At 45.3% G+C, this 26,310-nt stretch carries 30 protein-coding genes; 11 read left to right on the forward strand and 19 right to left on the reverse strand.

What is annotated here, in order from left to right; all coding sequences use genetic code 11:
- Positions 1-7: 7 nt before the first annotated feature.
- Together ACZ07B_RS06575 and ACZ07B_RS06580 are read left to right on the forward strand one after the other, a co-directional pair.
- Entirely contained in the window at positions 8-790 is a 783-nt protein-coding gene (locus tag ACZ07B_RS06575; RefSeq protein WP_003229092.1) for an ABC transporter ATP-binding protein, read from the forward strand.
- A complete protein-coding gene (locus tag ACZ07B_RS06580) occupies positions 765-1,577 on the forward strand; it encodes an ABC transporter permease (protein WP_014477740.1) in 813 nt (270 codons plus the stop codon). The genes ACZ07B_RS06575 and ACZ07B_RS06580 overlap by 26 nt, the downstream gene beginning before the upstream one ends.
- 26 nt (positions 1,578-1,603) lie before the next feature.
- Here the strand turns inward: ACZ07B_RS06580 and ytkD are convergent, their stop codons facing one another.
- From ytkD to ACZ07B_RS06595, 3 genes are all read right to left on the reverse strand, one after another.
- Positions 1,604-2,080 (reverse strand): RNA deprotection pyrophosphohydrolase, encoded by a 477-nt coding sequence (gene ytkD, locus ACZ07B_RS06585; RefSeq protein ID WP_003229087.1) that lies wholly within the window; start codon positions 2,078-2,080, stop codon positions 1,604-1,606.
- 208 nt (positions 2,081-2,288) lie between these two features.
- Positions 2,289-2,693 (reverse strand): phage holin family protein, encoded by a 405-nt coding sequence (locus ACZ07B_RS06590; protein ID WP_042977544.1) that lies wholly within the window; start codon positions 2,691-2,693, stop codon positions 2,289-2,291.
- Between the two features lie 165 nt (positions 2,694-2,858).
- Positions 2,859-3,296, reverse strand: a complete 438-nt coding sequence (locus ACZ07B_RS06595; protein ID WP_003229083.1) for a Dps family protein — start codon at positions 3,294-3,296, stop codon at positions 2,859-2,861.
- A 128-nt stretch (positions 3,297-3,424) separates the two neighbouring features.
- Here ACZ07B_RS06595 and ytzI point away from each other — a divergent pair, with 128 nt between their 5' ends.
- The gene (gene ytzI / locus ACZ07B_RS06600; protein WP_003229081.1) at positions 3,425-3,565 is read left to right on the forward strand and encodes a YtzI protein; all 141 of its coding nucleotides are present in this window, start codon (positions 3,425-3,427) and stop codon (positions 3,563-3,565) included.
- Here the strand turns inward: ytzI and ACZ07B_RS06605 are convergent.
- Together ACZ07B_RS06605 and ACZ07B_RS06610 are read right to left on the reverse strand one after the other, a co-directional pair.
- Positions 3,559-3,996 (reverse strand): FixH family protein, encoded by a 438-nt coding sequence (locus tag ACZ07B_RS06605; protein WP_014480629.1) that lies wholly within the window; start codon positions 3,994-3,996, stop codon positions 3,559-3,561. The genes ytzI and ACZ07B_RS06605 overlap by 7 nt on opposite strands.
- A gap of 119 nt (positions 3,997-4,115) precedes the next feature.
- Complete coding sequence (locus ACZ07B_RS06610) at positions 4,116-4,589, reverse strand: S-ribosylhomocysteine lyase (protein ID WP_003219361.1); 474 nt, start codon at positions 4,587-4,589, stop codon at positions 4,116-4,118.
- 128 nt (positions 4,590-4,717) lie between these two features.
- Here ACZ07B_RS06610 and yidD point away from each other — a divergent pair, with 128 nt between their 5' ends.
- On the forward strand, positions 4,718-4,945 hold the full coding sequence (yidD, locus tag ACZ07B_RS06615; protein WP_003229076.1) for a membrane protein insertion efficiency factor YidD: 228 nt from the start codon (positions 4,718-4,720) through the stop codon (positions 4,943-4,945).
- Here yidD and ACZ07B_RS06620 read toward each other — a convergent pair.
- Positions 4,942-5,505, reverse strand: coding sequence for a beta-class carbonic anhydrase (locus tag ACZ07B_RS06620; RefSeq protein WP_003229074.1), 564 nt, complete (start codon positions 5,503-5,505; stop codon positions 4,942-4,944). The two genes, yidD and ACZ07B_RS06620, sit on opposite strands and share 4 nt — an antisense overlap.
- Before the next feature lie 92 nt (positions 5,506-5,597).
- Positions 5,598-5,846, reverse strand: a complete 249-nt coding sequence (locus ACZ07B_RS06625; protein WP_003219346.1) for a type B 50S ribosomal protein L31 — start codon at positions 5,844-5,846, stop codon at positions 5,598-5,600.
- A 205-nt stretch (positions 5,847-6,051) separates the two neighbouring features.
- On the opposite strand from ACZ07B_RS06625, the gene ACZ07B_RS06630 reads away from it, so the two are divergent.
- From ACZ07B_RS06630 to ACZ07B_RS06640, 3 genes are read left to right on the forward strand one after another with little or no spacing between them, the layout of a single operon-like run.
- Positions 6,052-7,383, forward strand: coding sequence for a cytochrome ubiquinol oxidase subunit I (locus ACZ07B_RS06630; RefSeq protein WP_003229073.1), 1,332 nt, complete (start codon positions 6,052-6,054; stop codon positions 7,381-7,383).
- A gap of 43 nt (positions 7,384-7,426) precedes the next feature.
- Positions 7,427-8,467, forward strand: coding sequence for a cytochrome d ubiquinol oxidase subunit II (locus ACZ07B_RS06635; protein WP_015714571.1), 1,041 nt, complete (start codon positions 7,427-7,429; stop codon positions 8,465-8,467).
- 53 nt (positions 8,468-8,520) lie between these two features.
- Positions 8,521-8,679 carry a DUF1540 domain-containing protein gene (locus tag ACZ07B_RS06640; RefSeq protein WP_003229069.1) on the forward strand — a complete coding sequence of 53 codons (159 nt, stop codon included), beginning with the start codon at positions 8,521-8,523 and terminating at the stop codon, positions 8,677-8,679.
- Between the two features lie 18 nt (positions 8,680-8,697).
- On the opposite strand, the gene mntD is transcribed toward ACZ07B_RS06640, so the two are convergent.
- The 10 genes from mntD to ACZ07B_RS06690 form a co-directional block, all read right to left on the reverse strand.
- Positions 8,698-9,585 (reverse strand): manganese ABC transporter permease MntD, encoded by an 888-nt coding sequence (gene mntD, locus ACZ07B_RS06645; protein WP_076458300.1) that lies wholly within the window; start codon positions 9,583-9,585, stop codon positions 8,698-8,700.
- Entirely contained in the window at positions 9,575-10,882 is a 1,308-nt protein-coding gene (gene mntC, locus ACZ07B_RS06650) for a manganese ABC transporter permease MntC (protein ID WP_464877014.1), read from the reverse strand. The genes mntD and mntC overlap by 11 nt, the downstream gene beginning before the upstream one ends.
- 5 nt (positions 10,883-10,887) lie before the next feature.
- A complete protein-coding gene (gene mntB / locus ACZ07B_RS06655) occupies positions 10,888-11,640 on the reverse strand; it encodes a manganese ABC transporter ATP-binding protein MntB (protein ID WP_070547671.1) in 753 nt (250 codons plus the stop codon).
- Between the two features lie 18 nt (positions 11,641-11,658).
- On the reverse strand, positions 11,659-12,579 hold the full coding sequence (gene mntA, locus ACZ07B_RS06660; protein ID WP_464877015.1) for a manganese ABC transporter substrate-binding protein/adhesin MntA: 921 nt from the start codon (positions 12,577-12,579) through the stop codon (positions 11,659-11,661).
- A 279-nt stretch (positions 12,580-12,858) separates the two neighbouring features.
- A complete protein-coding gene (menC, locus tag ACZ07B_RS06665) occupies positions 12,859-13,974 on the reverse strand; it encodes an o-succinylbenzoate synthase (RefSeq protein ID WP_217019377.1) in 1,116 nt (371 codons plus the stop codon).
- The gene (locus ACZ07B_RS06670) at positions 13,971-15,431 is read right to left on the reverse strand and encodes an o-succinylbenzoate--CoA ligase (RefSeq protein WP_464877016.1); all 1,461 of its coding nucleotides are present in this window, start codon (positions 15,429-15,431) and stop codon (positions 13,971-13,973) included. The genes menC and ACZ07B_RS06670 overlap by 4 nt, the downstream gene beginning before the upstream one ends.
- 90 nt (positions 15,432-15,521) lie before the next feature.
- Entirely contained in the window at positions 15,522-16,337 is an 816-nt protein-coding gene (menB, locus tag ACZ07B_RS06675; protein WP_003229054.1) for a 1,4-dihydroxy-2-naphthoyl-CoA synthase, read from the reverse strand.
- Positions 16,338-16,371: 34 nt separating this feature from the next.
- Complete coding sequence (gene menH, locus ACZ07B_RS06680) at positions 16,372-17,196, reverse strand: 2-succinyl-6-hydroxy-2,4-cyclohexadiene-1-carboxylate synthase (protein ID WP_464877017.1); 825 nt, start codon at positions 17,194-17,196, stop codon at positions 16,372-16,374.
- Positions 17,184-18,926: a 2-succinyl-5-enolpyruvyl-6-hydroxy-3-cyclohexene-1-carboxylic-acid synthase gene (gene menD / locus ACZ07B_RS06685; protein ID WP_015251379.1), complete on the reverse strand. Its 1,743-nt coding sequence runs from the start codon at positions 18,924-18,926 to the stop codon at positions 17,184-17,186. Before menD ends, menH begins: the two co-directional genes overlap by 13 nt.
- On the reverse strand, positions 18,923-20,338 hold the full coding sequence (locus ACZ07B_RS06690) for an isochorismate synthase (protein ID WP_015251378.1): 1,416 nt from the start codon (positions 20,336-20,338) through the stop codon (positions 18,923-18,925). The genes menD and ACZ07B_RS06690 overlap by 4 nt, the downstream gene beginning before the upstream one ends.
- Positions 20,339-20,627: 289 nt before the next feature.
- Here ACZ07B_RS06690 and ACZ07B_RS06695 point away from each other — a divergent pair, with 289 nt between their 5' ends.
- Positions 20,628-21,347 (forward strand): yteA family sporulation protein, encoded by a 720-nt coding sequence (locus ACZ07B_RS06695; protein WP_003229046.1) that lies wholly within the window; start codon positions 20,628-20,630, stop codon positions 21,345-21,347.
- 8 nt (positions 21,348-21,355) lie between these two features.
- Here ACZ07B_RS06695 and ACZ07B_RS06700 read toward each other — a convergent pair whose 3' ends face one another.
- Positions 21,356-22,174, reverse strand: a complete 819-nt coding sequence (locus tag ACZ07B_RS06700; protein ID WP_130572741.1) for a UTP--glucose-1-phosphate uridylyltransferase — start codon at positions 22,172-22,174, stop codon at positions 21,356-21,358.
- A gap of 171 nt (positions 22,175-22,345) precedes the next feature.
- Here ACZ07B_RS06700 and ACZ07B_RS06705 point away from each other — a divergent pair, with 171 nt between their 5' ends.
- From ACZ07B_RS06705 to ACZ07B_RS06715, 3 genes are read left to right on the forward strand one after another with little or no spacing between them, the layout of a single operon-like run.
- Complete coding sequence (locus tag ACZ07B_RS06705; RefSeq protein WP_004398478.1) at positions 22,346-23,632, forward strand: UDP-glucose dehydrogenase family protein; 1,287 nt, start codon at positions 22,346-22,348, stop codon at positions 23,630-23,632.
- Positions 23,629-24,579 (forward strand): NAD-dependent epimerase/dehydratase family protein, encoded by a 951-nt coding sequence (locus ACZ07B_RS06710; RefSeq protein WP_464877018.1) that lies wholly within the window; start codon positions 23,629-23,631, stop codon positions 24,577-24,579. The genes ACZ07B_RS06705 and ACZ07B_RS06710 overlap by 4 nt, the downstream gene beginning before the upstream one ends.
- Before the next feature lie 2 nt (positions 24,580-24,581).
- Positions 24,582-25,805 carry a glycosyltransferase family 4 protein gene (locus tag ACZ07B_RS06715; protein ID WP_464877019.1) on the forward strand — a complete coding sequence of 408 codons (1,224 nt, stop codon included), beginning with the start codon at positions 24,582-24,584 and terminating at the stop codon, positions 25,803-25,805.
- A gap of 73 nt (positions 25,806-25,878) precedes the next feature.
- Here ACZ07B_RS06715 and ACZ07B_RS06720 read toward each other — a convergent pair whose 3' ends face one another.
- A complete protein-coding gene (locus ACZ07B_RS06720; RefSeq protein WP_464877020.1) occupies positions 25,879-26,310 on the reverse strand; it encodes a hypothetical protein in 432 nt (143 codons plus the stop codon).

A 26,310-nucleotide genomic window follows, 5' to 3' on the forward strand; every position in this document is an offset into this window, starting at 1 on the left:
GCCATCTATGTCTTTCTTACATGTCGACCATGTAACCCATACTTATTTTTCTATTAAAGAAAAAACAACGGCTGTGCGGGATATTCATTTCGATGCCGAAAAAGGCGATTTCATCTCATTTCTCGGCCCAAGCGGCTGCGGAAAAACAACACTGCTTTCCATTATTGCCGGTTTGATTGAGCCATCAGAAGGCAGAGTTCTGATTGAAGGCCGTGAGCCGAATCAAAAAGAACATAATATTGGCTATATGCTTCAGCAGGATTACTTATTTCCCTGGAAATCTATCGAGGAAAATGTGCTTCTCGGTTTAAAAATCGCCGACACGCTGACAGAAGAAAGCAAAGCCGCTGCACTCGGTCTATTGCCAGAGTTCGGCCTCATAGATGTGGAGAAAAAATATCCGAAAGAGCTGTCAGGCGGGATGCGCCAGCGGGCTGCGCTTGCAAGAACACTTGCGCCTAACCCTAGTCTGCTTTTGCTGGATGAGCCATTTTCCGCGCTTGATTTTCAGACAAAGCTGTCTTTAGAAAACCTGGTATTCCGCACATTAAAGGAATATCAAAAAACAGCAGTGCTTGTCACTCATGATATAGGGGAAGCGATAGCGATGAGCGATACGATCTTTTTATTTTCAAATCAGCCGGGCACCATCCATCAGATTTTTACCATTCCTAAGGAATTGGCCGCAATGTTGCCTTTTGACGCCCGTCAGGAACCTTCCTTCCAGACACTGTTTCAAACGATATGGAAGGAGCTGAATTCTCTTGAGAAACAGCAAAGAAACCATTGATCTGCTTCACGAGCAGTATCAATTTAAACAGAAAAAGGAAAAGTGGAAGGTCCATTCCTTTCAGCTTGCCATATTTATTCTCTTTTTCTCGGGCTGGGAAACCTCCAGCAGGCAGGGCTGGATCGATCCGCTGATCTTCAGCTCTCCATCAGCTGTGTGGCGATTATTGCTGGAGAAACTTGGTGACGGTTCTTTACTGTCACACATCGGCGTCACTTTATTTGAAACGGTGCTTGGCTTTTTGCTTGGGACGTTTATGGGCACGTGCCTCGCCGCTTTGTTATGGTGGTCTAACCGACTTGCCAGAATTTTAGATCCGTATCTTGTGATTTTGAATGCAATGCCGAAAGTGGCCCTGGGCCCGATCCTGATTGTCGCGCTCGGCCCCAGTTTTATCAGCATCATTGCGATGGGAGCCATCATCAGCGTCATTATCACAACCATCGTTGTCTATACCGCCTTCCAGGAGGTCGACGAAAACTATACGAAAGTCATGAAAACATTCGGCGCAAAAAAGTGGGTTATTTTTAAAGAAGTCATACTGCCTGCATCCTCCCCCGCGATTATTTCAACACTAAAAGTGAACGTCGGTTTATCATGGGTTGGCGTCATTGTAGGGGAATTCCTCGTTTCGAAGGTCGGATTAGGATATATGATTATTTACGGATTCCAAGTCTTCAATTTTACACTCGTCTTCTTAAGCCTGCTGATCATCGCCATCTTCGCCACTCTGATGTATCAGGGCGTCGAGCTGCTGGAAAAGAAATGGACGAAGGGGAGGACATAAAAAACCCGGCACATGTGCCGGGTTTTTTATTCAATCCATCCAGATTCTTTCAGTTTTTTCAAACTGATCGGAAGTACGGAATCCTTCATAATAAAGCTGAATTTTTTATTGCGGGAAAGGTTCTCCGGAAGCTCGTGAAACAAAACCGGGCCTTTCGTTTCAAAGTAATCAGCTTGCTTTTCAAGCTTTTCTATATCTGCAAAATATATATTTTTCACAATCACTTTTTCTTTTCCGAGAACTTTATACTGTCCGAGATACTTGAGGCTTTTGACTCTCGCGCCCGTCTCTTCCTTTACTTCCCGGAGCGCAGCCTCTTCTGCGCACTCCATCGGCTCTACTTTCCCGCCTGGAAACTCATAGCCTCTGTCCTCATGTTCTGTTAAAAGCCATTTGCCGCCAAAACGGCAAATCACCCAGACATGCTTCGGGCTGTCCGAGAAAGGCTGATCGTCAAAGGAAAGCTGAACAGTATTCTGATAATAATCTTTAAACTCGTACATGTTTATCCCTCAAATCCGTTCCTAGCTATCTTCCATACATCATACCACAGTTACGTTTCTTCGGAAGCCTTTTATCAAAAAATAAGGGAAACCCAGCACGCCGTCAGGTTCTGCATGCAGACTAGCTCGTACAGTTTTTTTGCGATACTTTTGCCGGAAAGTGCGACCGACGCTCTGGGCTTTATTATGACCCGCGAACAGAGAAAAGTTACGGTTTGCGCTTAAATTTATTTTTTAACGTTTCTAAAAGATCGACAAGCATCTGAGGAACCGGTATGCCAAGAGAGCTGGCTGTCACAACAATTTGCACAGATTCATAAAGAATATAAAACATAATAGCCAAGTCACGAATTGATCCCTGTGTATTCAGCAGCTGATCAAAAAAGTGGCATACAGAGATCAGAGCCAGCGTGACTAATTTTTTGACAAGCCGGGCAAATACCTTTTTAAATGACAGTTTGTGAATAATCGTTTCCTTTAAAGTCGTACTGATAAATTCAATTGCCATAAGAGAGAGCAAAATCAGAAATGAATACTGAAAACCTCCAAAGAAAAAACCCGCTGCTGAAACGCTGACTGCTATTAACGAAAAGATGCCAAAGTCTCTATCCATTTATCCCAACATCCTTTCACAGAAACGGCCTTACGATATTCTATGGAAAACAAGCCGAACGGATTGGATTTTTCAGAAAAATGGACTGGTTGTCGCCTATTTTTCAGATACAAAAAGAAAAGCCGGACGTCTTTTTTAAGACATCCGGCCGTTCTATTTTTGAACTTAACCTAGGTAAGCTTTTAGCATCCAGTTATGTTTTTCAATATTTTGATGGATCGCAAGAAGCATGTCCCCTGTTGTTTCGTCACCGACTTCATCAGCTAAATCCATGCCGTTTTTCAGCTCTTCCGCGATGACTGTGAAATCATCATATACGCTTTGAACCATTTGTTCAGCTGTTTCATTTCCAGCCGCTTCTTTGACAGAAGCCGTTTCTAAGGATTCCTTCATTGTTGCAATCGGTTTTCCGTTCAGCGCCAAAAGACGTTCTGCTAAGTCATCAATATAAGTTGCTGTTTCGTTGTACAGCTCCTCAAACTTTTCATGAAGAGTGAAGAAATCTTTTCCTTTCACATACCAGTGATAATTATGTAGTTTCACATACATGACCGTCCAGTTGGCTACTTGTTTGTTCACTGCTTGAATCAATTGTTCTGACATGGTATCTCCTCCTTGTTATATGACTATGTATACCCTTAATATCGTACGCTAAAACCTCTTTTTTACCCTTATCTGTCACGATTTCTTCTATTATGCTACAATTGTTAAAAAACGGGAGGTGGAATGTCATGACGCTTCTCATTACGATAAGTATTTTGATTGTGCTGGCTGTTTTGCTTGTAACCATTTGGACGACTGTAAAAGCCTATAATGTAAAGCATACCATTGATCCACCACAAGAAAATCACTCTGATTCACACAATCAATGATGATGTGAATGCTCCTCTTCTGACTGATTGCTGGCAGCATCGGCGTCTCCGACTTGGACTTTTAAGGTCGGCATGCTATGCTGTTTTTTTGCTGTGACATGAGATTGGACAGTGTATACACCATCTTCCTTAAACGTCGTTTCCAATCGGTATACGCCTTTTTCTTGTTTCGCCTTAAACATTTGGCTTGCGTCTTTTTCCCCTTCTTTCCATACTTCAAACTCTACTTCATCGGCATCCGTCACAGCTTCATCACCATATGATACAGCTGCTTCATAAGCAGCGCTTTCTCCGGGATTTACTTTTTCAGGCCCGGTCAGCTTGACATCCAAAACCTCGGGCGTCTCAGCTGTATTTGCTTTGCTTTCACCAGATCCGCATCCATTAAGCAAAAAAGCAGAAAAAAGCAGAACAACCAACATCTTTTTCATGCCATCACCCTTTCATCGTTTACTTAAATAGTAGCAAACGCTTACAGCAAATGGTACACAAAATATGAGACGTCACAAAAAAGACCTTTTTGCTTAAGCGCAAAAAGGTCCTTTCTATTTTAGCCAAATACTTTTAGCAATTCTTCTTTATCCTGTGAAAGCCAGAAACGCATTAAACGTTTAGCGCCTTCCAGATCATGAAGCTTCGCTTGGCCGCACTGCTTTTCATTCGCAGCTGGTATTTCTGTAATCTCTACCGCTTCCTTCATTGTGTCTTCAAGCAGATCAACGATTTCCGCTGATGTCGGCTCTCCGCTCACAACTAGATAATAGCCTGTCTGGCAGCCCATTGGAGAAATATCAATGATATCAAAATGATCGTATTTCTCAGCGTGAGAACGAATCGTAAACGCGAGCAAATGCTCGAGTGTGTGAATGGTGTCAGGCTTCATCGCCTGTTTATTTGGCTGGCAAAAACGAATGTCAAATTTATTGACAACGCCGTCTGTTCCTACTTTATGCACGCCGCAATGTCTTACATATGGAGCAACAACCGCATTATGATCAAGCTCAAAACTTTCTACTGAAGGCATAATGGCACTCTCCCCTTTTTTAAAAATGTAATTTTATTATAACATACTTTTCCGATAAGAATTATTGATTAACTTTTCAATCTGTGTTTTTTTTCTTATACTTGCATCAGAAAGGTTGCTGAAGAAACATGAAAACCCTATTCATCGCTTTGATCAGAGGATATCAAAAATTCATCTCACCCCTGACGCCGCCAACATGCCGCTTTTATCCGACCTGTTCCCAATATGGAATCGAAGCGATTAAAACGCACGGCGCTTTAAAAGGCGGATGGCTGACAATCAAACGGATTTTGAAATGCCACCCGTTCCATCCGGGAGGAGTCGATCCCGTTCCTGAAAAAAAACAAAAACATTAATTGTTATAGCCGTTTACGATAAGATCCAGTTTTCCTGTTTTAGGATCAATGACTAAGCCATGGACCGGAACGTTTTCCGGGAACAGCGGGTGATGTTTAATAACGTCTACGCTGTCTTTCACACTCGCTTCCACTGAATCAAAGCTTTTAAACCATTGATCAAAGTCTACACCGGAGTACTTTATTGTTTCGATGCGTTCTTCCGGAATCCCTCTTGCTTTGATTTTTTCAAGCATGCTTTTGCTGCTGATTTTGCTCATGCCGCAATCGTGATGCCCGATCACACACACCTCATCTGCATTCAGCTCGTACACTGCGACGAGTATACTTCTCATGATGCTTCCGAATGGGTGTGTCACAAGCGCACCGGCACTTTTAATGATTTTCACATCACCATTTCGCAAATTCATCGCATGCGGCAGCAGTTCAACCAGACGAGTGTCCATGCAAGAAAGAATCGCCATTTTTTTATCTGGAAATTTTGATGTTTGATACTTTTCATACTCTCTTTGTTCAGTAAATGTCTTGTTAAATTCAAGAATATCATTTAGAAGACTCATGTTCGTTGTCCCTTTCTATTCTTTTTACTCTTCAATATATCACAACCCTTGTTTATTCGTCATAATAAAAAAGACAAACCCTCTGGTCTGCCTTATTTCCCCATGTTATAGCGTTTTTTGAACTGCTCAACTCGTCCGCCTTTTTCATTGAATTTCTGGCGGCCTGTATAAAACGGATGCGTGTCAGAACTTACCTCTACTTTAATGACAGGATATGTGTTGCCGTCTTCCCACTCTGCTGTTTCATTAGATGTTTTCGTAGAGGTGCTGAGAAAACGGTAGCCGCTGTTGACATCCTGAAATATCACTTTGTGGTTCTTCGGATGAATTCCTTCTTTCATGTGAATCTCCTTTCAATAAATCGTAATAATTACGTTTTATTTTATAACCTTACAAACGTTTTGTCAATCTTCTTATATCCTTCCCTCTGTTTTCGCATCGTAAACCTCATGGCATTTAAGAATAGGAAGAATAATCTAACCGAGGAAGCAAATAATAAACCCAAAATACATACAGAACGTCTTTTTAGAAAGGTGGTTTACGATTGTGGATGATTTAGTTTTGGCCAGAAGCCTCTTTGGCACGACAATGGGCTTTCATATCATTTTCGCAACGCTTGGAGTCGGTCTCCCGCTCATGATTTTAGTGGCGGAATTGATCTATCAAAAAACGAAAGATGACCATTATGCGATCATGGCGAAAAGATGGACGAAAGCACAAGCCGTTTTGCTGGGGGTCGCCATACCGACCGGAACGATCGCGGGCACTCAGCTCGCGCTTTTATGGCCGGGATTTATGGAAGTCATCGGCCGGGTGATGTCCCTGCCATTTCAAATTGAAATCTATGCTTTTTTTGTTGAAGCCCTATTCATGTCGATTTATGTATACGCTGCAGACCGTTTGTCACCTGCAATGAGGATTGTTGCTGTTTTCTTTGTGTTAGTCGGGGCAGCAGCATCCGCTGTTCTGATTACGAATGTTCACGCTTTTGAAGGTACGCCCGCCGGTTTTAAAATTTTAAACGGAAAAATTACAGATGTTGACCCGTGGGCTGCGTTTTTTAATCCTAGCTTTTTTATCACTGCCGGCCATGTCGTGCTGTCCGCGTTTATGACCGGTGCGTTTATCGTGGCTTCTGTTGCGGCGTATAAAATGATCCGGACGAGGAAAAAGGAAAAGGTCTATCGCTTTCACCGGAAAGCCCTTTTGCTCGCACTGACGATCGGCGGTATTTTTTCATTGCTGACCGCTTTGAACGGACACGAATCTGCACAGATGCTGTACGAATACCAGCCCGAAAAATTAGCCGGTGCGGAAGGCCTGTTTGAAACAAGATCCCACGCCCCGCTCGCTATCGGCGGTTTTACCGACCCGAATGAAGAAAAAGTAAAATGGGCAATCGAGATTCCATGGGCTTTAAGCTTTTTGGCAGCGAACCGTTTTGACACTGTTGTAAAAGGATTAAATGCATTTCCGAGAGATGAATGGCCGCCGCTTTTCATTCACACGCTGTTTAATGCGATGGTCGGTGTAGGCATGCTGCTTATTCTTTATTCCATTATCGGTGTGGTCTGGAGAAAGGTGCTCAAGAAAGACCGTTTCCCAACGTGGCTTTTGGTCATTTTCATGACAGCAGGCCCTTTTAGTCTCATCGGCATTGAATTCGGCTGGATTTTCGCATGTACGGGGAGGCAGCCTTGGGTCATCTATCATCTGCTGAAAACGTCAGATGTCGTAACAACGACTGGCTCGATCGGTGTGCTGTTCTTATTTTTCACATTTGTTTATGCCGTGTTAGGCGCAGCTGTCGTCTACGTGCTGCTGTATTATTTCCGCAAGCACCCGGTTGACGAAGATTTAAATACAGCGGAGTCGTAATGGCTCCGCAAACAGGAAACCAAATGGAAGGAAGATCGTACAAATGGAGATTTCAACTGACGCTCTGATCGCCATCTCAATTATCTGGGGCTTTGTGTTTATATACGCCGTCATGGCGACAATGGATTTTGGAGCGGGATTTTGGTCTATGATCTATTTAAACAAGGAGCATATGAAGGCCACCGATATTGCGAATCGCTTTTTGTCCCCGACTTGGGAGGTCACAAACGTCTTTATTGTGGCCATCGTCGTGGCGCTTTTCAGTTTTTTCCCCGGCGCGACATTTGTGCTCGGCACCGTTTTATTAATTCCCGGAAGCATGATTTTACTGCTTTTAGCGATTCGAAGCGGATTTCTCGTTTTTTCAAATACAGCAAAGGAGCGGAAAACGCTAAGATATATTTCCGGCATCTCCGGCTTTATCATTCCTGCTATTTTAATTTTGGTGCTTCCTGTGACACACGGAGGGTTTATAGAAAAAACGGATGGAATCTATAACTTAAATATGTCTAAAATCTTTTCAAGCCCCAACGCCTATTCATTTATCGGGTTTGCGATTTTAAGCACCTTATTTTTGTCCTCGCTGCTGCTTGCAGATGTTTCAAATGTGGCAGAGGAACAGGATGCGTACCGAGCCTACAGAAAAAGCGCCCTGATTACCGGCCCGATATCACTGTTGTTTGCTGTATGCATTATGGTAACTATGCGGAATGAAGCAAACTGGCTGTACAGCGGAATGATGAATGATTTTTCTTGGATTATTGCATCGTTCATTACATTTGTCATTGCTGGAATCGCTCTTTTTCTGCCTAACAAAAGCTTTGGTCAAAACATCGGAAAACCGCGTCTCGCACTTGTTGCGATTGGGATACAGTATTTTCTCGCAAGCTACGCGTACGGGCGGGCGCATCTTCCGTATATGATTTATCCCGATGTGACAGTCATGTCAGGCTTCACAGAGCCAGCAACGTTCAGAGCGCTGTTTGCAACGTATATCGTTGCATTTATCATTCTATTTCCGGGCTTCTTTTTCTTCTGGAAAATGTTTATGCGAGATAAACGCTATATCCGCCAGGAGGAATAGAGGGCAAGCCAGCCGGCTATACTAATCCAGAACCTTTATAAGGAGGGGATGGCATGGAGCAGAAAATTCTATGTGAGGTCAACAACTGTTCTTATTGGGGCAAAGGTAACAAATGCACCGCTGATGCCATTTATGTTGTCAGCCATACTGGTGAAACGGCTGAAAACAGCCGGGAAACAGACTGCAAAACGTTTAAGCCGCATGATTTGTAATTAAAAGAAAGAGCTGCATCAGCCAGCTCTTTCTTTTTGCATGTTGAGTGTTCTCAGCTTTTTAGTTATGACCCCGTTTGCAGGTGAAAACAAAAAGGCGCTTGCATAACATACACCTGTCATGGCCGCCATCGCTCCTGAAATCGAAACATTAAGCCACGTTGCGAAGAAATAGCCCATGACCGCCGACAGCCCGCCAATCAACGCGCTGAGAATCAGCATATAAAGAAGCCGGTCTGTCAGCAAATGTGCCGCAGCAGGCGGAACAATCAGCATGGCCACAACCAATACAGCACCCACCGAATCAAAGGAAGCAACAGTCGTCAGGGACAGCATGCCCATTTGCACGTAATGAATGAGCAAAACCGGTATTCCCAAGGCTAAGGCCATTTGAGGATCAAACGAAGCGATTTTAAACTCCTTATAGCACACACTGATCAACACTACGTTTAAAACCAGAACAGATGCCAGCATCCAAAACGCTTTCGGCCCAATATCAACCCCGAATACCGTCATCGTATTCCACGGCACAAAAGCGATTTCTCCCATTAACGAGTGCTCAATATCGAGATGGACATTCGCTCCATACACAGAAAGCAATATAACCCCGATTGCAAATAAGGATGTAAACACAACTCCTATGGCAGCATCTGATTGAACCCCCTTGCTATGAAGAAGCTGAACCAAGAAAGCCGTTAACAGACCGGTTGCGGCTGCGCCGATAAACATAGAAATCCCGTCGAGACTTCCCGTCACTAGAAAAGCGCCGACAATGCCAAGCAACACTGTATGACTGATTGCGTCGGCCAGCATCGCCATGCTTCTCAGCACAAGAAATGTGCCGATCAATCCGCAGCTTACACCGACTAATACACCGGTAGCTATAATCCATGCTTCAAAACTCATTTGCGATCTGTCCCTTCTCGGCATCATGAGACGCTTTTCGACGCTCAGGCATCCGTCCATACAGCTTTAAGAGTGAATAAAGCCGCTCTCTCGTTTCTCTCGGTAAACGGTCCGGGTCAAAGTAGTCCTGACCGGATTCTATATTGGCAAGTTCCATTTCATGCATGAGATACACTTCATACATTCGCTGCTTCAAAGCTGTGTGATAGCCTTTTTCTATCCCTTTGCTTGTGATTTCCCAAATCCCATTTTCGATACGCTCAATGCAACTCTCTTGTTCCAAGTCATTTAATGCCTTAAGGCATAATGAAAGGGATAGGCGTCTTTTCTTTCTTACACTTTCAACAGTTACACAAAGATTTTTCTTTTCATACTGTTCATAAATCGCCAAAAGCACTTGCTCCCTGCTTGTTCTGCGCCGCAGCCTCATCAGCCTTATGGCTTTAGCAGCCACTCCCCGCTTAGGCGCGCAAATCATTGAAAAAAGAAAGAGCAGCGTTGCAGATAAGATCATTAATGGCCCTGTCGCCATTCCCTTCATCGTGGTGCTAAGCAGGGTTCCGGCCACTCCGCTGACCCCGTCTGTAATCCCGGCAATGATGATCATCCCAGTTAATCGTTCGGTCCAATATCTCGCGGTTATGGCAGGTGTAATCAGCATAGCCGCCATTAATATCACACCAACAGTCTGAAGCCCAATGACGACAGCACAGACAATCAGACAAGCCAAAAGCCCGTTTAAAAAACGCACCGGGATTCCTAATCCCTTTGCAAACGCGAGATCAAAAGTAATCAATGTAAATTCCTTAAAGAAAACAATACATAGGAGCAGTAGAACAGCGGATATCCCTGCAATAAGGATGATATCCTGCCTGACCAATGAAGCAGCCTGGCCGAATAAAAAAGAATCAAGCCCGCTTTGGCTTCCCGCCCCCTGTTGCTGAATATATGTCAGCAGAATGATCCCGACGCCAAAAAACACAGAAAGAACAATCCCGATCGCCGAGTCCTCCTTTGTTTTTGAAAGCCGAGGAATCAGCTGAATACAAAACGTTCCGAGCAGTCCGGCGAGCGCTGCCCCCAGCAAAAAGAAAGGCAGTGATTTTTGCCCGGTGAACAGAAAAGCGAGACACACTCCCGGCAGAGCTGAATGGGCCATCGCATCGCCGATTAAACTTTGCTTTCTCAGCAGCACAAAGCTGCCCAAAACACCGCTTGCCGTCCCGAGCAAAAGCGTACCGGCCAGCACCCACTGTGTATTCGGATGCTGGAGCTGCAGCCACAAACTTTCAAACATTACGTTCACTCCTTATGTCCTTCTGCCAGCACTTTATCTTTTAAAAACGTAAGCCTTCCTCCATATGTTTTTTGCAGGTTTTCGATCGTAAAAACGTTTTCCGCCGGTCCGAAAGCGATTTTTCTTAAATGAAGCAGTAAGATCCAATCGAAATAATCCTCGGCGGTCTGCAGGTCATGATGGACGACAAGCACGGTTTTTCCTTTTTCTTTGAGTTCTGCCAACAGCGTCATAATCGCGCGCTCCGTCGCTGCATCGACACCTGCAAACGGTTCATCCATAAAATAAATGTCAGCGTTCTGGCAGAGTGCCCGGGCAAGAAACACCCGCTGCTGCTGTCCGCCTGACAGCTGGCTGATTTGCCTCTTTGCATAATCAAGCATCCCGACTTTTGTTAATGCGGCCTTCGCCATCTCCACATCCGCTTTCTTTGGCCTCTTTAATAAACCGATTCTCCCGTATCTTCCCATTAGGACGACATCGAGCGCGCTTGTGGGGAAATCCCAGTCAACCGAGCCGCGCTGCGGAACATATCCGATTCTGGTCCGCTGATCCTTATAGTCTTTGCCGTAAATAGAGATGTCTCCGGAAGCTCGGGGCACAAGACCGAGAATCGTTTTGATCAAGGTTGATTTTCCCGCGCCGTTCGGGCCGATAATGCCAATGAGTTTTCCTTCCGGCACCTGCAGCGATATGTCCTGCAGTACAGGCTTTTTATGATAAGCAACCGTCACATTATCAAGCTCAACAGGGAACATATCCTCCACCTCTTTTCTTTATTTAAGCGCTTTAGTAATCGTGTTGATATTGTGGCGGAACATTCCTTCGTATGTGCCTTCTTTTGTGCCCTTTTCACCCATGGCATCCGAATAAAGCTGACCGCCGATTGTGACTGTATGGCCTTTTTCTTTAGCGCCTTCCACCACTGCATTGATTGATTTTTCAGATACACTGCTTTCTACGAACACAGCTTTTATTTGTTTGTCTGTCAGAAGATCAACCAGCTCCTGAACATCCCTTAATCCATAGTCCGAATCTGTGCTGAGTCCCTGCAGGCCTTTTACCTTAAATCCATACTCATTCCCAAAGTACGCAAACGCATCATGAGCAGTCACAAGCACACGGCTTTTCTCCGGAATATGTGCGATCTCCTTACGCGACCACTTATCTAAATATTGCAAATCTTCTTTGTACTCTTTGGCATTTTTCCGAAAGGCATCTGCGTGCTGAGGCATTGCTTTGCTGAATTGCGCTTCAATTTCATCCACCGCATAGATCCATAACGGAATGCTGAACCAGACGTGGGGATCAAACGTCTTGCCTTCCCCCGCGGGAATAAGCTTATTTTTCGGAATGGCCTCAGCTACTGCCGCCGATTGTTTTTGTTCGCCGATTTTTTGGAGGACATCCTCCATTTTCCCTTCCAAATGCAACCCGCTGTACAGAACAACATCGGCAGACATTAATTTTTTCGTGTCACCTTGGGAAGCTTTGTAAAGGTGCGGATCAACCCCCGGTCCCATTAAAGAGGTGACTTTTACATGCTTACCTCCGATGTTTTCTGCTGCATCGGCAATTTGAGATGTTGTCGCTGTCACTTGTAATTGCTGATCAGCGTTTTTTCCGGCTGAATCCGTTCCGCATCCCGTTAAAGCAAAGGTCGCAAAAAGTACTGCTGCCATCAGCCCTCGTCTCATATTTCTCCTCCTCTTTGCCATCAATGTCCGATTGTTTTATCTTATGTTGTCAGTTCTTAGACATGTGACATTAAATTAGCCAAAAGCATGTTTTATTTACACAGGACAAAAAGTTTCCTTTGTGCAAAATTATCGCGTTTGGCCATTTTTGTCAAGCTGATTTACATAAAAAAACCGGCTGGGTCAGCAGCCGGTCCAAACGAGAAGGGATGTATTCAACGAACACTTTTACTGTAACAGCACAGTGTCATTTATTCAAAATAGCAAAATGCTTTTTTCTTAACCATGCTGTGTGAAAACATCCATTTTGGTCACATATTTTCGCATAATATCTTGGTTTACCTCAACCCCTAAACCAGGCTGTTTTGACACAGAAATAAATCCATTATCAATACGAATATCAGGGGTTACAATATCTTCATCCCAATAGCGTGAGGATGAAGATATATCGCCAGGTATTGTGAATTGAGGCAGTGAAGCAAGCGCCACGTTCTGCGCTCTTGATATGCCTGTTTCCAGCATTCCTCCGCACCAAACCTGCATATGATGCTCTTTGCATAAATCATGAATTTTTAAGGCTTCTGTTAAGCCGCCGACACGAGAAGGTTTTATATTAATAATTTTGCAGCTTCCTAGCTCAATCGCCCGTCTCGCATCATCAACTGAACAAATGCTCTCATCAAGGCAAATGGCCGTTTTCAAATGTTTCTGCAAGTGGCGGTGGTCAACGATATCGTCAGCTTGGAGCGGCTGCTCAATCATTATTAAATGATAGTCATCAAGCTCCTTCAAACGGCTGATATCCTTCAGCTCATAGGATGAATTGGCATCAGCCATGAGCGGGATGTTTGGGAATCGGCTGCGGATGGCCTTGACCAATTCCACATCCTGCCCAGGCTGAATTTTAATTTTTATTCTTTGATAACCTTCTTTTTGATAGCTCTCAATTTCCTTCAGCATATCGTCAAGAGGCGCCAGGCCGACTACCACCCCGGCAGGGACTTTATCTCTTGTTCCGCCCAATGCCTCAGCAAGGGATACGCCCTTCTTTTTGGCATAAATATCCCATACAGCCGATTCAAGTCCCGCTTTTGCCATCCGGTTTCCTTTATACCGCGCCAGGCTGTCCGGCACTTCTGAAGGGTGATTGAATTCACGGCCGACGACATTTGGGATAAAAAAATCTTTTAGCATATGCAAACATGTTCCAATGGTTTCCTCGGTGTACCAAGGCGAAGAGAAAGCGGAAACTTCTCCCCAGCCTGTGACACCTGATGTATCAATGGCTTCCACGATCAGAAATTTACGCTCTTGAAGCGTTTCGATACTGTTTTTAAACGGTTTCTTTAAGTTCATGCTCAAATGGTAAAGCGTGATTTTTTCTATTTCGATCATAGCAGTTCTCCTTTACGCGCATCCTTCAGCTGATTTCGCAAGAGCTTATTAGACGCATTGCGCGGCAGGCGGTCAAGCACATAGAATTTTGCCGGAATTTTATACTTCGCCAAGCGTTCTTTGCAGTAGTCAGTCAATTCTTCTGCGCTCACAGGCGTGTGAAGGACAAGATAGGCGTGAGGCACTTTTCCCCATTTTTTGTCCTCAGCCCCTGAAACCCCGGCTTCGGCCACAGCGGGGTGTGAAAGCAGCACTGACTCCACTTCGGCCGGATAAATGTTTTCTCCGCCGGATATGATCAGATCTGAACGTCTGTCTAATACATATAAAAAGCCTTCGCTGTCCAAATAACCAAGATCACCTGTTTTCAGCCAGCCATTTTGAAAGGAGGCTTCGTTTGCGCTCTCCCGGTTAAAATAGCTTTTCATGACATTCGGGCCTTTGACCATGATTTCACCGTGTTCAAACGGTTCACATGCCTGTCCGTCCCGCTCTATTTTGATTTCACATGAAAACAGCGGTTTCCCCGCAGATCCGAGCTTTTCCATACTGAATTCCGGCGACAGGGTAACAATTTGTGAGCATGTTTCTGTCATTCCATATGACTGAAAGACAGGGAATCCTTTCTCACGGCATTCCTCAAGCAATGGCAGCGGTGCAGGGCCGCCGCCGAGAAGAATGCATCTGATGGATTCAGGGCAGCGGCTTGTTTCTTCCAAAAGACTGGCCAGCATAGTCTGCACCGCAGATATCATTGTCACTTCATGCCTGTTGATAGAATCCAGCACATCACTTACGGAAAAACGCTGGTGAAGCACGACAGTCATTCCATAGATCACAGATTTGAATAATGCGGACAAGCCGCTGATATGAAAGAGCGGCAATGCGATAAGCCAGCGGTCTTGTTCTGTTATACCCAAATTAAGCGCGGACGACACCGCACTGAAATAGTGGTTTCCGAACGTTTGCTGAACTCCCTTGGGCTTTCCTGTCGTACCCGACGTATACATCAGCGTTGCCGTTGCATCCATTTGCATATAAGCTTGGATCTCAATTTCCTGTGCTGCTTCTTTCATCAGTTCATCTACATCAATCGTTTGAACGATGTGTTCATACTCTTTCTTGTCAAAGTTTGAATCTGTCAGTAAAAAGCCGGATCCGGAATCCTCCAGCTGAAACAGCCTTTCATGTGTTGACAGCTTCGTATTCAAAAGCACCGCCTTAACACCAAGCAAAAAACAAGCGTGAACGGCGTATACCATTTCTGCACGGTTTTGGAGCAAAATAGCCGCAGTATCCCCTTTCCGAACCGAATGAGCGGCAAGCTGTGCCGCCATTCGCATAGACGCGGCAAATAATTCTGCAAATGTCACTGTTTGGTCTCTATAGATGAGAGCGATTCTCTCAGGTGTCAGCTGTGCCCGCTGCATGAGCCAGTTGGGCTGTTCTGTCAGCATGTCATCATCTCCGAGGTAAAATGTCTGTATTGAAAAGAAAACAGCTTGGACCGCAAAGTCTCAAGCTGTTGGTTTACTAAGTATTGCTGATCACGGGAAACGAGGGAACTGTCCGAAATCAGGTTTGCGTTTTTCCTTAAAGGAATCACGGCCTTCTTTTGCTTCATCTGTTGTGTAGTAAAGAAGGGTAGCATCCCCTGCAAACTGCTGAATTCCAGCAAGTCCGTCTGTGTCCGCGTTAAACGCAGCTTTAAGAAAGCGCAGTGCGGTCGGGCTTTTTTCAAGCATTTCTTCACACCATTTAATCGTTTCTTCTTCAAGCTGTTCCAAAGGAACGACTGTGTTGACAAGACCCATGTCCAGTGCTTCCTGTGCGTTGTACTGACGGCATAGGTACCAGATTTCACGTGCTTTTTTATGTCCTACAATTCGAGCCAGGTAGCCAGAACCGTAACCTGCATCGAAGCTTCCCACTTTAGGGCCTGTTTGTCCAAAAATTGCGTTGTCCGCAGCAATTGTCAAGTCACATACGATGTGAAGCACATGGCCTCCGCCGATCGCATATCCGGACACCATCGCAACAACCGGTTTCGGGATGACGCGGATTAAACGCTGAAGATCCAATACGTTAAGACGCGGGATCTGGTCGTCTCCTACATATCCACCGTGGCCGCGCACTTTTTGGTCTCCGCCAGAACAAAATGCCTTGTCCCCTGCACCGGCAAGCACGATAACCCCAACGTTTTGGTCGTCTCTTGCGTCAGCAAACGCATCAATCATTTCAGCAACCGTTTTAGGGGTAAACGCATTATGTACCTCAGGTCGGTTGATTGTTATTTTTGCAATGCCATTATACGTTTCATACAATATCTCATCGTATGTCCGTTTTGTTTTCCATTCAGCCATATGATGACCTCCTTTTATTCTCTATGTGAATGAGTCAGATGCTTGTCAAAAACTCACTCACTATTTTACCAAACAATCGCGGCTGTTCCACATGGACCGTATGTCCTGCTTTTGGAACAATCTCTATTCTACTAGAAGGAAGCATCTTATGCACCTCTTGATTGATGGCGCAAAATTTTTCGTCCCACTCCCCGCAGATAAGAAGCACAGGAACATCTATTTCCTCTACACGGCTCCACAAGGAAGGCTGTGAACCGGTGCCCATGCCGGTTAAACTGTTCGCAAGCCCAATCTTATTGTTCCGCAGACGGCCCGATCGTATCCTGTGCCGAATATCTTCAGCCAGCCTCTGCTGAGATGAAAACAAAGGGATATTCTCCCAATACGCAACAAACGCTTTGAGCCCGTCTCGTAAAATAAAATCAGCAAGCTTCCGGTCCCGCATGATTCGTTCCCGCCGTTCCCCAAGTGTTTTGAGCCCCGGCGTCGTGCTTTCAAGCACAAGTGCCGATACCCGCTCGGGATTTGTCATCGCAAAAGAGTAAGCAAGCCTTCCTCCCATAGAATACCCAATCAATTTCACTTTGTGAAGTTTTAATTGATCAAAAATCTCGGCAAGGTCAGAAACTTGCCGGCTTGTGCTGTATCTTTTCCCATTCAGCGGGGCATCGGTTTCCCCATGCCCTAAACAATCAATTTTGATCAAACGGGAATCAGGCAGCATTTCATCAAGAAAAGTCCATGATTGTTTGCTGCCGGTAAACCCGTGCAGACAGACGACGGCTTCGGAAGCATTCGGTCCCCCGTCTGCCACTGCATATCGGACACCATCTGATACCGTTATTTTTACAGTTCCCATTGTTTTTTCACTTCCCGCACAGCCTCATTCAGCATATCGCGATGAAGCTGGACTCTTGATTGGCGATCCGTTTTGATTTCAATCAAATGGAGTCCGGGCTTGTCTGCCTGCGGCGCGTAAGCTGTTTTGAATTCATCCCAAGAAGCCGGGCATGAATACGTTCCGCCGTAAAGTGCAGCCGCATGCTTGAAATCGAGCCCTGTCGGTGTGCCGAACAAATCTTCAAAGTGTGTCTTCTCAGAAGCCTGCGGCAAAAAGGAGAAAATCCCTCCTCCGTCATTATTGACAAGAATCACAGTAAGAGGAATACCCAGCTTTTTGGCCGCCAGCAGGCCGTTTAAATCGTGATAAAAAGATAAATCTCCAATCACAAGGGTTACAGGCGCTTTTGTTCCTTCACATACCCCCATGGCAGAGGAGACGACACCGTCTATCCCGTTTGCTCCCCGGTTTGAATAAATCCGGAAAGGGCGGTCCTGCTTTTCGAAAAACGTATCAACATCCCTGATCGGCATGCTGTTTCCCACAAACAGCGAGCTGTTTTCAGGCACAAGATGCTGAAGGATTCGATAGAGATTGCCTTCAAACGAAACATCTTCACTGCTGATTGTTTGCAGATGCTCGCGGAACCGCCCATTGACAAACTGCCACTTTTCCAGCCACTCTGAGGATCTGGCAGCAGCAGTAAGGCCTGCCATGATCTCCTCAGCAAAAACAGACGCATTACAATGAATCATATGCGCGCTTGCCTGTGTCGGGTCTCTCCACCCTCCATCCTCGTCAATCACTATTTGCTGAATCGCAGGATCATCCTTAAGCCATAAGAAAACCGGTTTTGAAACAGGCATCGGCCCAAACCGAATGACAACATCAGGACGAAGTTTCCGCTTCAGCTCATCATCTTTTAAAAACGAATCATACGCATCAATAACAGTGCTTTTATCATGAACACCATTCCGCAGATTAGACAGCGGATCCGCTAAAATTGGATACTGAAGCGCTTTTGACAGCGCAATAATGTTTTCCTTATCCGCATCACTATGGAGCTCTCCGCAGACGATCATTCCTTTTTCAGCCTCTGCGAGCATCTCAGCCACATCAGACAGGGACTCTCGGTCAACAGACTGCGTACCCGTTTTCACAGACACATGACGGCCTGTTCTCATTCTTCCAAACGGCTCATCTGAAAGATCCGGCATCAGCGGTTCGCGCAGCGGCACATTCACATGGACAGGCCCCATCGGGCGCTTTTGTGCTTCTCCGGCAGCGCGGCTTGCCAGCGTTCGGATGTATCTCAGCATTTGCGGAGACTCTTCAGGAAGAGCAGAGTCTGTGAAAAACTTAACAAAGTTACCGAATAAGAAGTGCTGATTAATAGCCTGCGGTGCGCCTACTTCGCGCAGCTCATGAGGCCGATCAGCAGTTAACACAATAATAGGCACCCTTGAATAATGGGCTTCAACCACAGCCGGATAAAAGTTGGCCGCGGCTGTTCCAGATGTACAGATCAATAGTACGGGACGCTGCTTCGCTTTTGCCAAACCTAAGGCAAAAAATCCGGCAGATCTTTCATCAATTTGGACATGGACGCTGATATCGGGATGCGCAGCACAAAGAACAGCCAGCGGTGTAGATCTTGAGCCCGGACAAACGACGGCGTCCGTAATTCCGGAAAGGGCGAATTCATCAATAAAACTTCCGATGTAATGAGTAATCGGGTTGACTGTCAACGCCTCTCACCTCCTAATGCAGAGATCATCGGCTTCAATTTAATCTGTGTTTCTTCATATTCCGAGATTGGTTCCGAGTCTTCCACAATACCGCATCCGGCAAACAGCCTTGCAGTGCTTCCTTCGATCAGCCCTGAACGAATGGCTACCGCGAATTCCCCGTTATCCTGGCTGTCAATCCAGCCGATAGGGGCAGCATACCAGCCGCGAGACATCGGTTCAATCTCCCTGATCACGTCAACAGCTTTTTCCTGAGGCGCTCCCCCGAGCGCCGGAGTGGGATGCAACTTCTCAATTAAGTCAAAAATTGAAGCAGACTCGCGCAGCTGTCCGACAATCGGCGTAAACAGGTGCTGAACGCTTTTTGTTTTGTACAAAACAGGTCCATCAGGCTTTTCAACCTCTGAACAGCTTGATACAAAAGCATTATGAATCATACCTACCACAATATCATGCTCAAGCAGGTTTTTCTCATCGTTTAATAATTCAAGGCCTATCCGGCGGTCGTCTTCTTCATTCACGCCTCGTTTAATGGAGCCTGCCAGACAGGAAGACATGACAGTGCCGCCGTCTCTTTTGATCAGTCTTTCCGGAGACGCGCCGACAAAAGTTTTGCCTTCTTGTTCAATTGCAAAAACATAGCTTGTCTGCTGATCGTCCAGAAGCGTTTTAAGCACCGGTTCAATTTGGATTGGACCGTCAAACGTGAGCAGCAGCTCTCGGGCAAGAACAACCTTATCATATTGTTTCTCTTTAATTTGGCTTGTGGCCGTTTCGATTGCTTTCAGCCAATCATCCTTATCCAGCTCTTCGGCTGCTGCAATCACAGCCTGATCTTCTTGCTTGAAATCGGGAACCATAAATTCCGCCGCAAAAGCTTTTAAACCTTCTAAAACAGCTTCTGCGTCTTCTCCTCCGCTTACCCATCTGTTAACTGTTAAGAACGGGCCTTCAGCAGTCATCGTCAGCATAAGCGCAGGCACAAAGAAATCCCCTTCCGAGAAATGGTCCCATTGTGAACCTCTTTCTTCGCAAGGGTCAAAAGAAAATCCTCCGAATAACACAGGTCCCACTGCAGAATGCTGCAGCTTTTCTTCTTCATAAATATGAAAAGCCGTCTTTTTAAAGCGCTCCCATTGTTCAAAAACCTCACGATACCGCTCGCTGTTTTTTTGATTTGTCTGGAAAACCGCTTCTTTGCCAAGACCGACTATTGTCAATTCACTTTCAGGATCTGACCAAAAAAATCGATTGCCTGTATATTTTTTTGCTCCGTAATTGAAAAATGATAGAGGGTCAAGAGACTCGATTTGTCTCGAATAGCTTATTAAGACAGCATGGTTGACTTCTTTGGCTTTATGTAATGCATGTAGAACTTCCTTTCGGAACGTACGCTGCACCGTTGTCACCATGAGACATTCCTCCATAATCCTTAAAATGCTTTTAATACCATACACCTGTGTCTCCTTTGTGTCAAACACAGATCATGCAGTCCAAATGGCCTGCCTTACCTATTATAAACCTAATTTCAGAAATGAAAAAGAAACAAAGCTTAAATTTCTTTCTCCACTGATAGCAAAGGTTGTATCCGCTTACCATAAAAGGAAAACCTCCTATATTCCTCCACCCGCCATTTATGAAAGTTCTCAGGCGATCTGTTCATACTAAAGGTATGCATCACAGAGAAACGAGGCGATCACATTGCTTACGAAAGAACAGCTTCAGCATTTAAAAAATGAACTGGAACAAACGAAAAAAGATATCTTAAACCGTTTCAAAGACAATGATCATTTTCAGCTTAACTCAGCCTTTCCTTATGATTCGTGGGGTGAGCTTTCGGCATACGACAACCATCCCGGCGATCAGGCGACAGAACTTTACGAGCGTGAGAAAGACATCGCTCTAGACTTGCATGAGAGAGAACACCTTCGGGACATTGAGCATTCATTGAAGGCGATAGAAAACGGTACGTATGGCATTTGTGAAGTCAGCGGAAAGGAAATCCCTTTCGAACGACTTGAAGCGCTTCCGACTGCCACAACCCTCGCGGAGTATTCGTCACAGGACGTGGTTTCCAAAGACCGTCCGATTGAAGAAGAAACACCATTCGGGCAATTTGAATTTGATGATGATGAAGAAATCAGAGCGCCATATGACAGTGAGGATTCCTATCAGGATGTCGAAAAATATGGGAACTCACAAACGCCGCAGGATATGGAAAACCCTCCGCTCAGCTATGATGATATGACGATGAATGCCGAAGAGAATATCGGCAATACGGAGTCTTACGAAAATTTCATCGCTACAGATATCACTGGAAAAGAAATTACCGTTTATCAAAGCAGAGCCCATGAGCGCTATGAAGAAGAACTTGACGAAGAGGGAATCATGACCACATTCGGCGATCTCCACGCTGATTGAACCCCCGATTATTGGGGGTTCTTTTCCGTTTTCAGCATATCGTAAATCAGCTTCAGATAATCCTTTTGCAGGCCGATGTCATACCGCTCGCCATCTAGCAATTTCCCGTATACGGTACATGCCCCGAGCGAAGCTTTTATCGCATCCGTTACCTGCACTTCTCCTCCGCTGTCAGCTTCTAATGCCTCCAGCTCATTAAAAATATCCGGTGTGAAAATATAACGCCCTGCTGCGGCAAAATGAGACGGAGGGTTTTGTTTAGGCTTTTCCACAATATCCTGTATGCGATAAAGCCCTTTTTCAACAGGCTCCCCTTTTATCACCCCGTAATGATGTAAATCCTCCGTTTTTGTTTCTTTTAAGCCGATCACACTGGACTGATATTTCGTATACGCTTCAATCAGCTGCCCCAAAGCCGGCTGATTGGCGGAAAAAATCAGATCATCAGGCAAAACGACGGCAAAAGGCTCTCCGCCTGCAAATTGCTTTCCGAAAGAAATGGCGTCGCCAAGACCCTTTGCATAAGGCTGGCGCACATAGTGAATCCGTATATCCGGAATGGGATGCTCTCTAAGTAAATGCAGTTTATTCTTAGAGGCCAAAAAAGCCTCAAGTGCCAAAGAGGAATCAAAATAGTCGACAATCAGATTTTTATGGCTCGATACAACCATCAAAATGTCCTCAATGCCTGACTCCTTTAATTCTTCAACAAGATAATGAATCACAGGCTTAGATCCTACTGGAAACATTTCTTTCGGAATCACCTTCGTCACCGGCAGATTTCTCGTGCCGAATCCGCCTGCAGGAATGATCGCTTTTTTTATCATGGTATTTTCCCCTCAGCTCATGTTTATTACATGATATTCCAAGAGCGCATCCCGATGTTTGTACATCTGAAATTAGGCGGAAGCAACTGGGCAGAAAGCGGAATCACGAACCAGCCCTTTTTTAATAGGATATTGATATATGACCAGTAATCTTGTAAAGGAGCTCAGGTGATGAAAATTTGTGTGGTTGGCGCCGGGTATGTCGGTTTAACCCTATCAGCGGCACTGGCATCCATCGGACATGACATGATATGCACAGACAAAGACGTCAAAAAAATCGGGCAGCTGAAAAAAGGAGTCATTCCCTTTTACGAGCCTGGGCTTTCAGATGCAATACTTCGTTGCGGCAATCTCTCGTTTTCTTCTGAAGTGAAATCGAGCATGGAGGAATGTCCCGTTATTTTTATCGCAGTCGGAACTCCGCCGCGTTCGGACGGATCAGCTGATACGAAAGCCCTGCAGTCCGTCATCGGTGATTTAAGCGAGGCGATCCGATCGTATAAAACCATTATTACGAAAAGCACTGTTCCGCCCGGGACAAATGAAAACATAGCAAAACAGCTGATTGCCTCCGGAGTGTCTAAAAACCTCTTTAATATCGTATCCAATCCGGAGTTTCTGCGGGAAGGCAATGCCTTATATGACATGCTGCATCCTGACAAAACAGTCATCGGTGTTCAGGAAGAAGATCACGTATCGGCAGCCATCGTCAAATCCATTTACAAACACATTGATACCCCTTTTATCGTTACAAGCTTAGCGGGAGCAGAGCTGATCAAATATGCCAACAATTTCTTTTTAGCGGCCAAAATTTCGTTTATTAACGAAATGGCCCGCATATGTGAAGCCTATCAATCAGATATCTCAGATATTTCCCGCGCTATCGGTCTAGACCCAAGGATCGGGAAGCACTTTTTGCAGGCAGGCATCGGATACGGAGGCTCTTGTTTTCCAAAGGATCTGCAGGCGCTGCAATTTGCTGCCCAGGAAAAAAACACGGAGACCTTCCTGCTCCGGGCCGTGCAGCACATTAATGACACCCAGCTTGGCCTGTATATCAAAAAAATACAGTCATTCTTCGAAACACTTCAAGGCAAGAAAGCGGCTGTACTCGGCATTTCCTTCAAACCGAATACTGATGACATCCGGAATTCTCAGGCTGTCAGACTGATGGAAAGGCTGGCGGAGCTGGGATGTGATGTTCATGCATATGATCCTGAAGCTGTACTTCCAGAACATTTGCGGCAACATGTAACTCAGCATTCTCAAGCTTTTGATGCGATCGAAGAGAGTGACTTTTTATTTTTGGCGACAGAATGGTCTGAGTTTTTAGCGTTTGATTGGAAAAAGGCTGCAGATATCATGAAAGGGCGTCTTGTGATTGACGGACGCAACGTACTAAAAAAAGAACTGATCGAGGCTTGCGGCCTGATCTGTACGGGAGTTGGCCGTCCATGAAAATACTCGTCACAGGAGCAGCGGGCTTTATCGGCTCCCACCTCTGCGAAGAATTACTAAAAGATAAGAAACATAACGTTGTCGGAATCGATGACTTTATCGGTCCTACTCCATTTTCCTTGAAATTAAAAAACCTTAAAAACCTGCTGCCGGAAAAGCGATTTACGTTCATAAAGGAAAATCTGCTGACAGCCGATCTTGCTCCCTTACTGGAAGGAGTGGACGTCATCTTTCATTTGGCGGCCATACCGGGTGTCCGCTCAAGCTGGGGCAATCATTTTCACCCGTATGCCGCACATAATATCCAAGCGCTCCAAAGGCTCCTCGAGGCGTGCCGGGAACATTCTATTCAAACGTTCGTCTTTGCATCCACCTCTTCCGTCTATGGCGAAAAACAAGGAAAAGTCAGCGAAAACACGTCGCTTTCTCCTTTATCTCCGTACGGGGTAACAAAGCTTACGGGAGAAAAGCTTTGCCATGTGTATCAACAGAGCTTTGGTATTCCAATTGTGATTCTCCGTTTTTTTACCGTATACGGGCCAAGACAGCGGCCGGATATGGCTTTTCACCGGCTCATTAAGCAGCACCTTCAGCAAAAGCCGCTTACCATCTTCGGTGATGGGCAGCAGTCAAGAGATTTCACTTATATCAGCGACTGTGTCAAAGGCATCACCGCTGTTCTTGGGAACCCCCACCTTATTGGTGAAACAGTAAATATCGGCGGCGCAGAGCGTGCCTCAGTCTTAAAGGTTGTCTCCCTTATTGAGGATATTTCCGGCAGAAAAGCAACACTGCACTTTTCGGACAAAATAGCAGGGGAACCGAGCAACACGTGGGCGGATATTTCAAAAGCAAAACAGCTCTTGCATTATAATCCCGCCACATCCTTAAAGGATGGCTTGACCAACGAAATCGCCTATTTATCGTCGCTGTATCAGGGGGAATAAAAATGAAGCTTGCCTTTATCTGTACAGAAAAGCTGCCGGCGCCCGCAGTACGCGGCGGCGCTATTCAAATGATGATTGACGGTGTCACGCCCTATTTCAGCAGCAGGTACGACCTGACCATTTTTTCAATAGAAGATCCATCGCTCCCAAAAAGAGAAACAAAAGACGGCGTACATTATATCCATCTGCCAAAAGAACATTACCGCGAGGCGGTAGCCAAAGAGCTGCGAGCCTCTTCCTTTGACCTCATTCATGTGTTCAACAGGCCTTTAAATGTCTCTTTATATAAAAAAGCCTCACCAAACAGCAAGATCGTTCTGAGCCTGCATAACGAAATGTTTTCTGAAAAAAAAATGACCTTCGCGCAAGGAAAAGAAGTACTCGACAATGTCTCCATGATCACAACTGTGAGCGAATTTATTAAACAAACCGTCATTGAACGTTTCCCTGAAGCCGAGGACATCACAAAAGTTGTGTATTCCGGCGTTGATTTAAACTCTTATCCGCCCGTCTGGACGATGAAAGGCTCGGCTGTCAGAAAAACATACCGGAAAAAATACGGTATTGAAGATAAAAAAGTTATTTTATTCGCCGGCCGCTTAAGCCCGACAAAAGGGCCTCACCTTCTCATTCACAGCATGAGACGGATTTTGCAGCAGCACCCTGATGCTGTACTGGTCATAGCAGGCGGGAAGTGGTTCAGCGATGACAGCGAAAACCAATATGTCACCTATCTGCGCACGCTGGCGCTGCCATACAGAGACCACATAATCTTTACAAAATTCATTCCCGCAGACGACATCCCAAACCTTTTTCTGATGGCAGATGTATTTGTGTGCAGCTCTCAGTGGAACGAACCCCTCGCCCGTGTGAATTATGAAGCAATGGCGGCCGGCACGCCCTTAATTACCACAAACCGGGGCGGAAACGGTGAAGTCGTAAAACACGAAGTCACTGGCCTTGTCATCGACAGATACAACAAACCTTCTTCATTTGCAAAAGCAATTGACAGAGCCTTTACAGATCAAGAATTAATGAATAAAATGACAAAAAACGCCCGAAAGCATGTAGAAGCTTTATTTACCTTTACCCATGCTGCCAAAAGGCTCAATACTGTTTACCAATCCGTTCTGACCCCGAAAAACAAACAATTTCCGCCGCCTTTTCTGTCGCAAAATTTTGATTTATCATCTATCAATCAGCTTTTTGTGAAAGCAAAAACATAAAACCTACAGCTCGTGTTGCAAAACGGGCTGTTTTTTCGCTGCAGAAAATATAAAAAAAGGCATAAATGTGACTTTATGCCTTGCGCTTTACGGTTTGAGAAAACCATGGAGTTGGTTTAGATTCACTTGGAAGAATGATGATTTCCACTTTAGCTTCTTCCGCTAAGTTTGGTTCTTCATCTTCATCCTCTTCTTCATATGGGGGCACTGAGCGTTTCGAATCACGCTCCTCCTCAGGCTCTAGAGTGGTTTCGAATTTTGTTTCTTCTTCATCATCGACGATTTTGTGATCTGTTTCCTTTTCCTTCGTTTCTTTTTGATATTCTTTCGGTGCATTGATGTGAGGGAGCTCTCGAATGCTGCCCACATCTAAATGCTTCTCCTCTTCTTCCTTCTCAGCTGAGATTGAGTCATGAGCCTGCCATCCCATCGGTCCAGGCGGTGTAAATACGAATTGGTCGAGATCCAGTTTAGAAATAGAGGCTTTTTGTCTCGATGACCTCAT

Source organism: Bacillus sp. 9.4 (assembly GCF_055486415.1).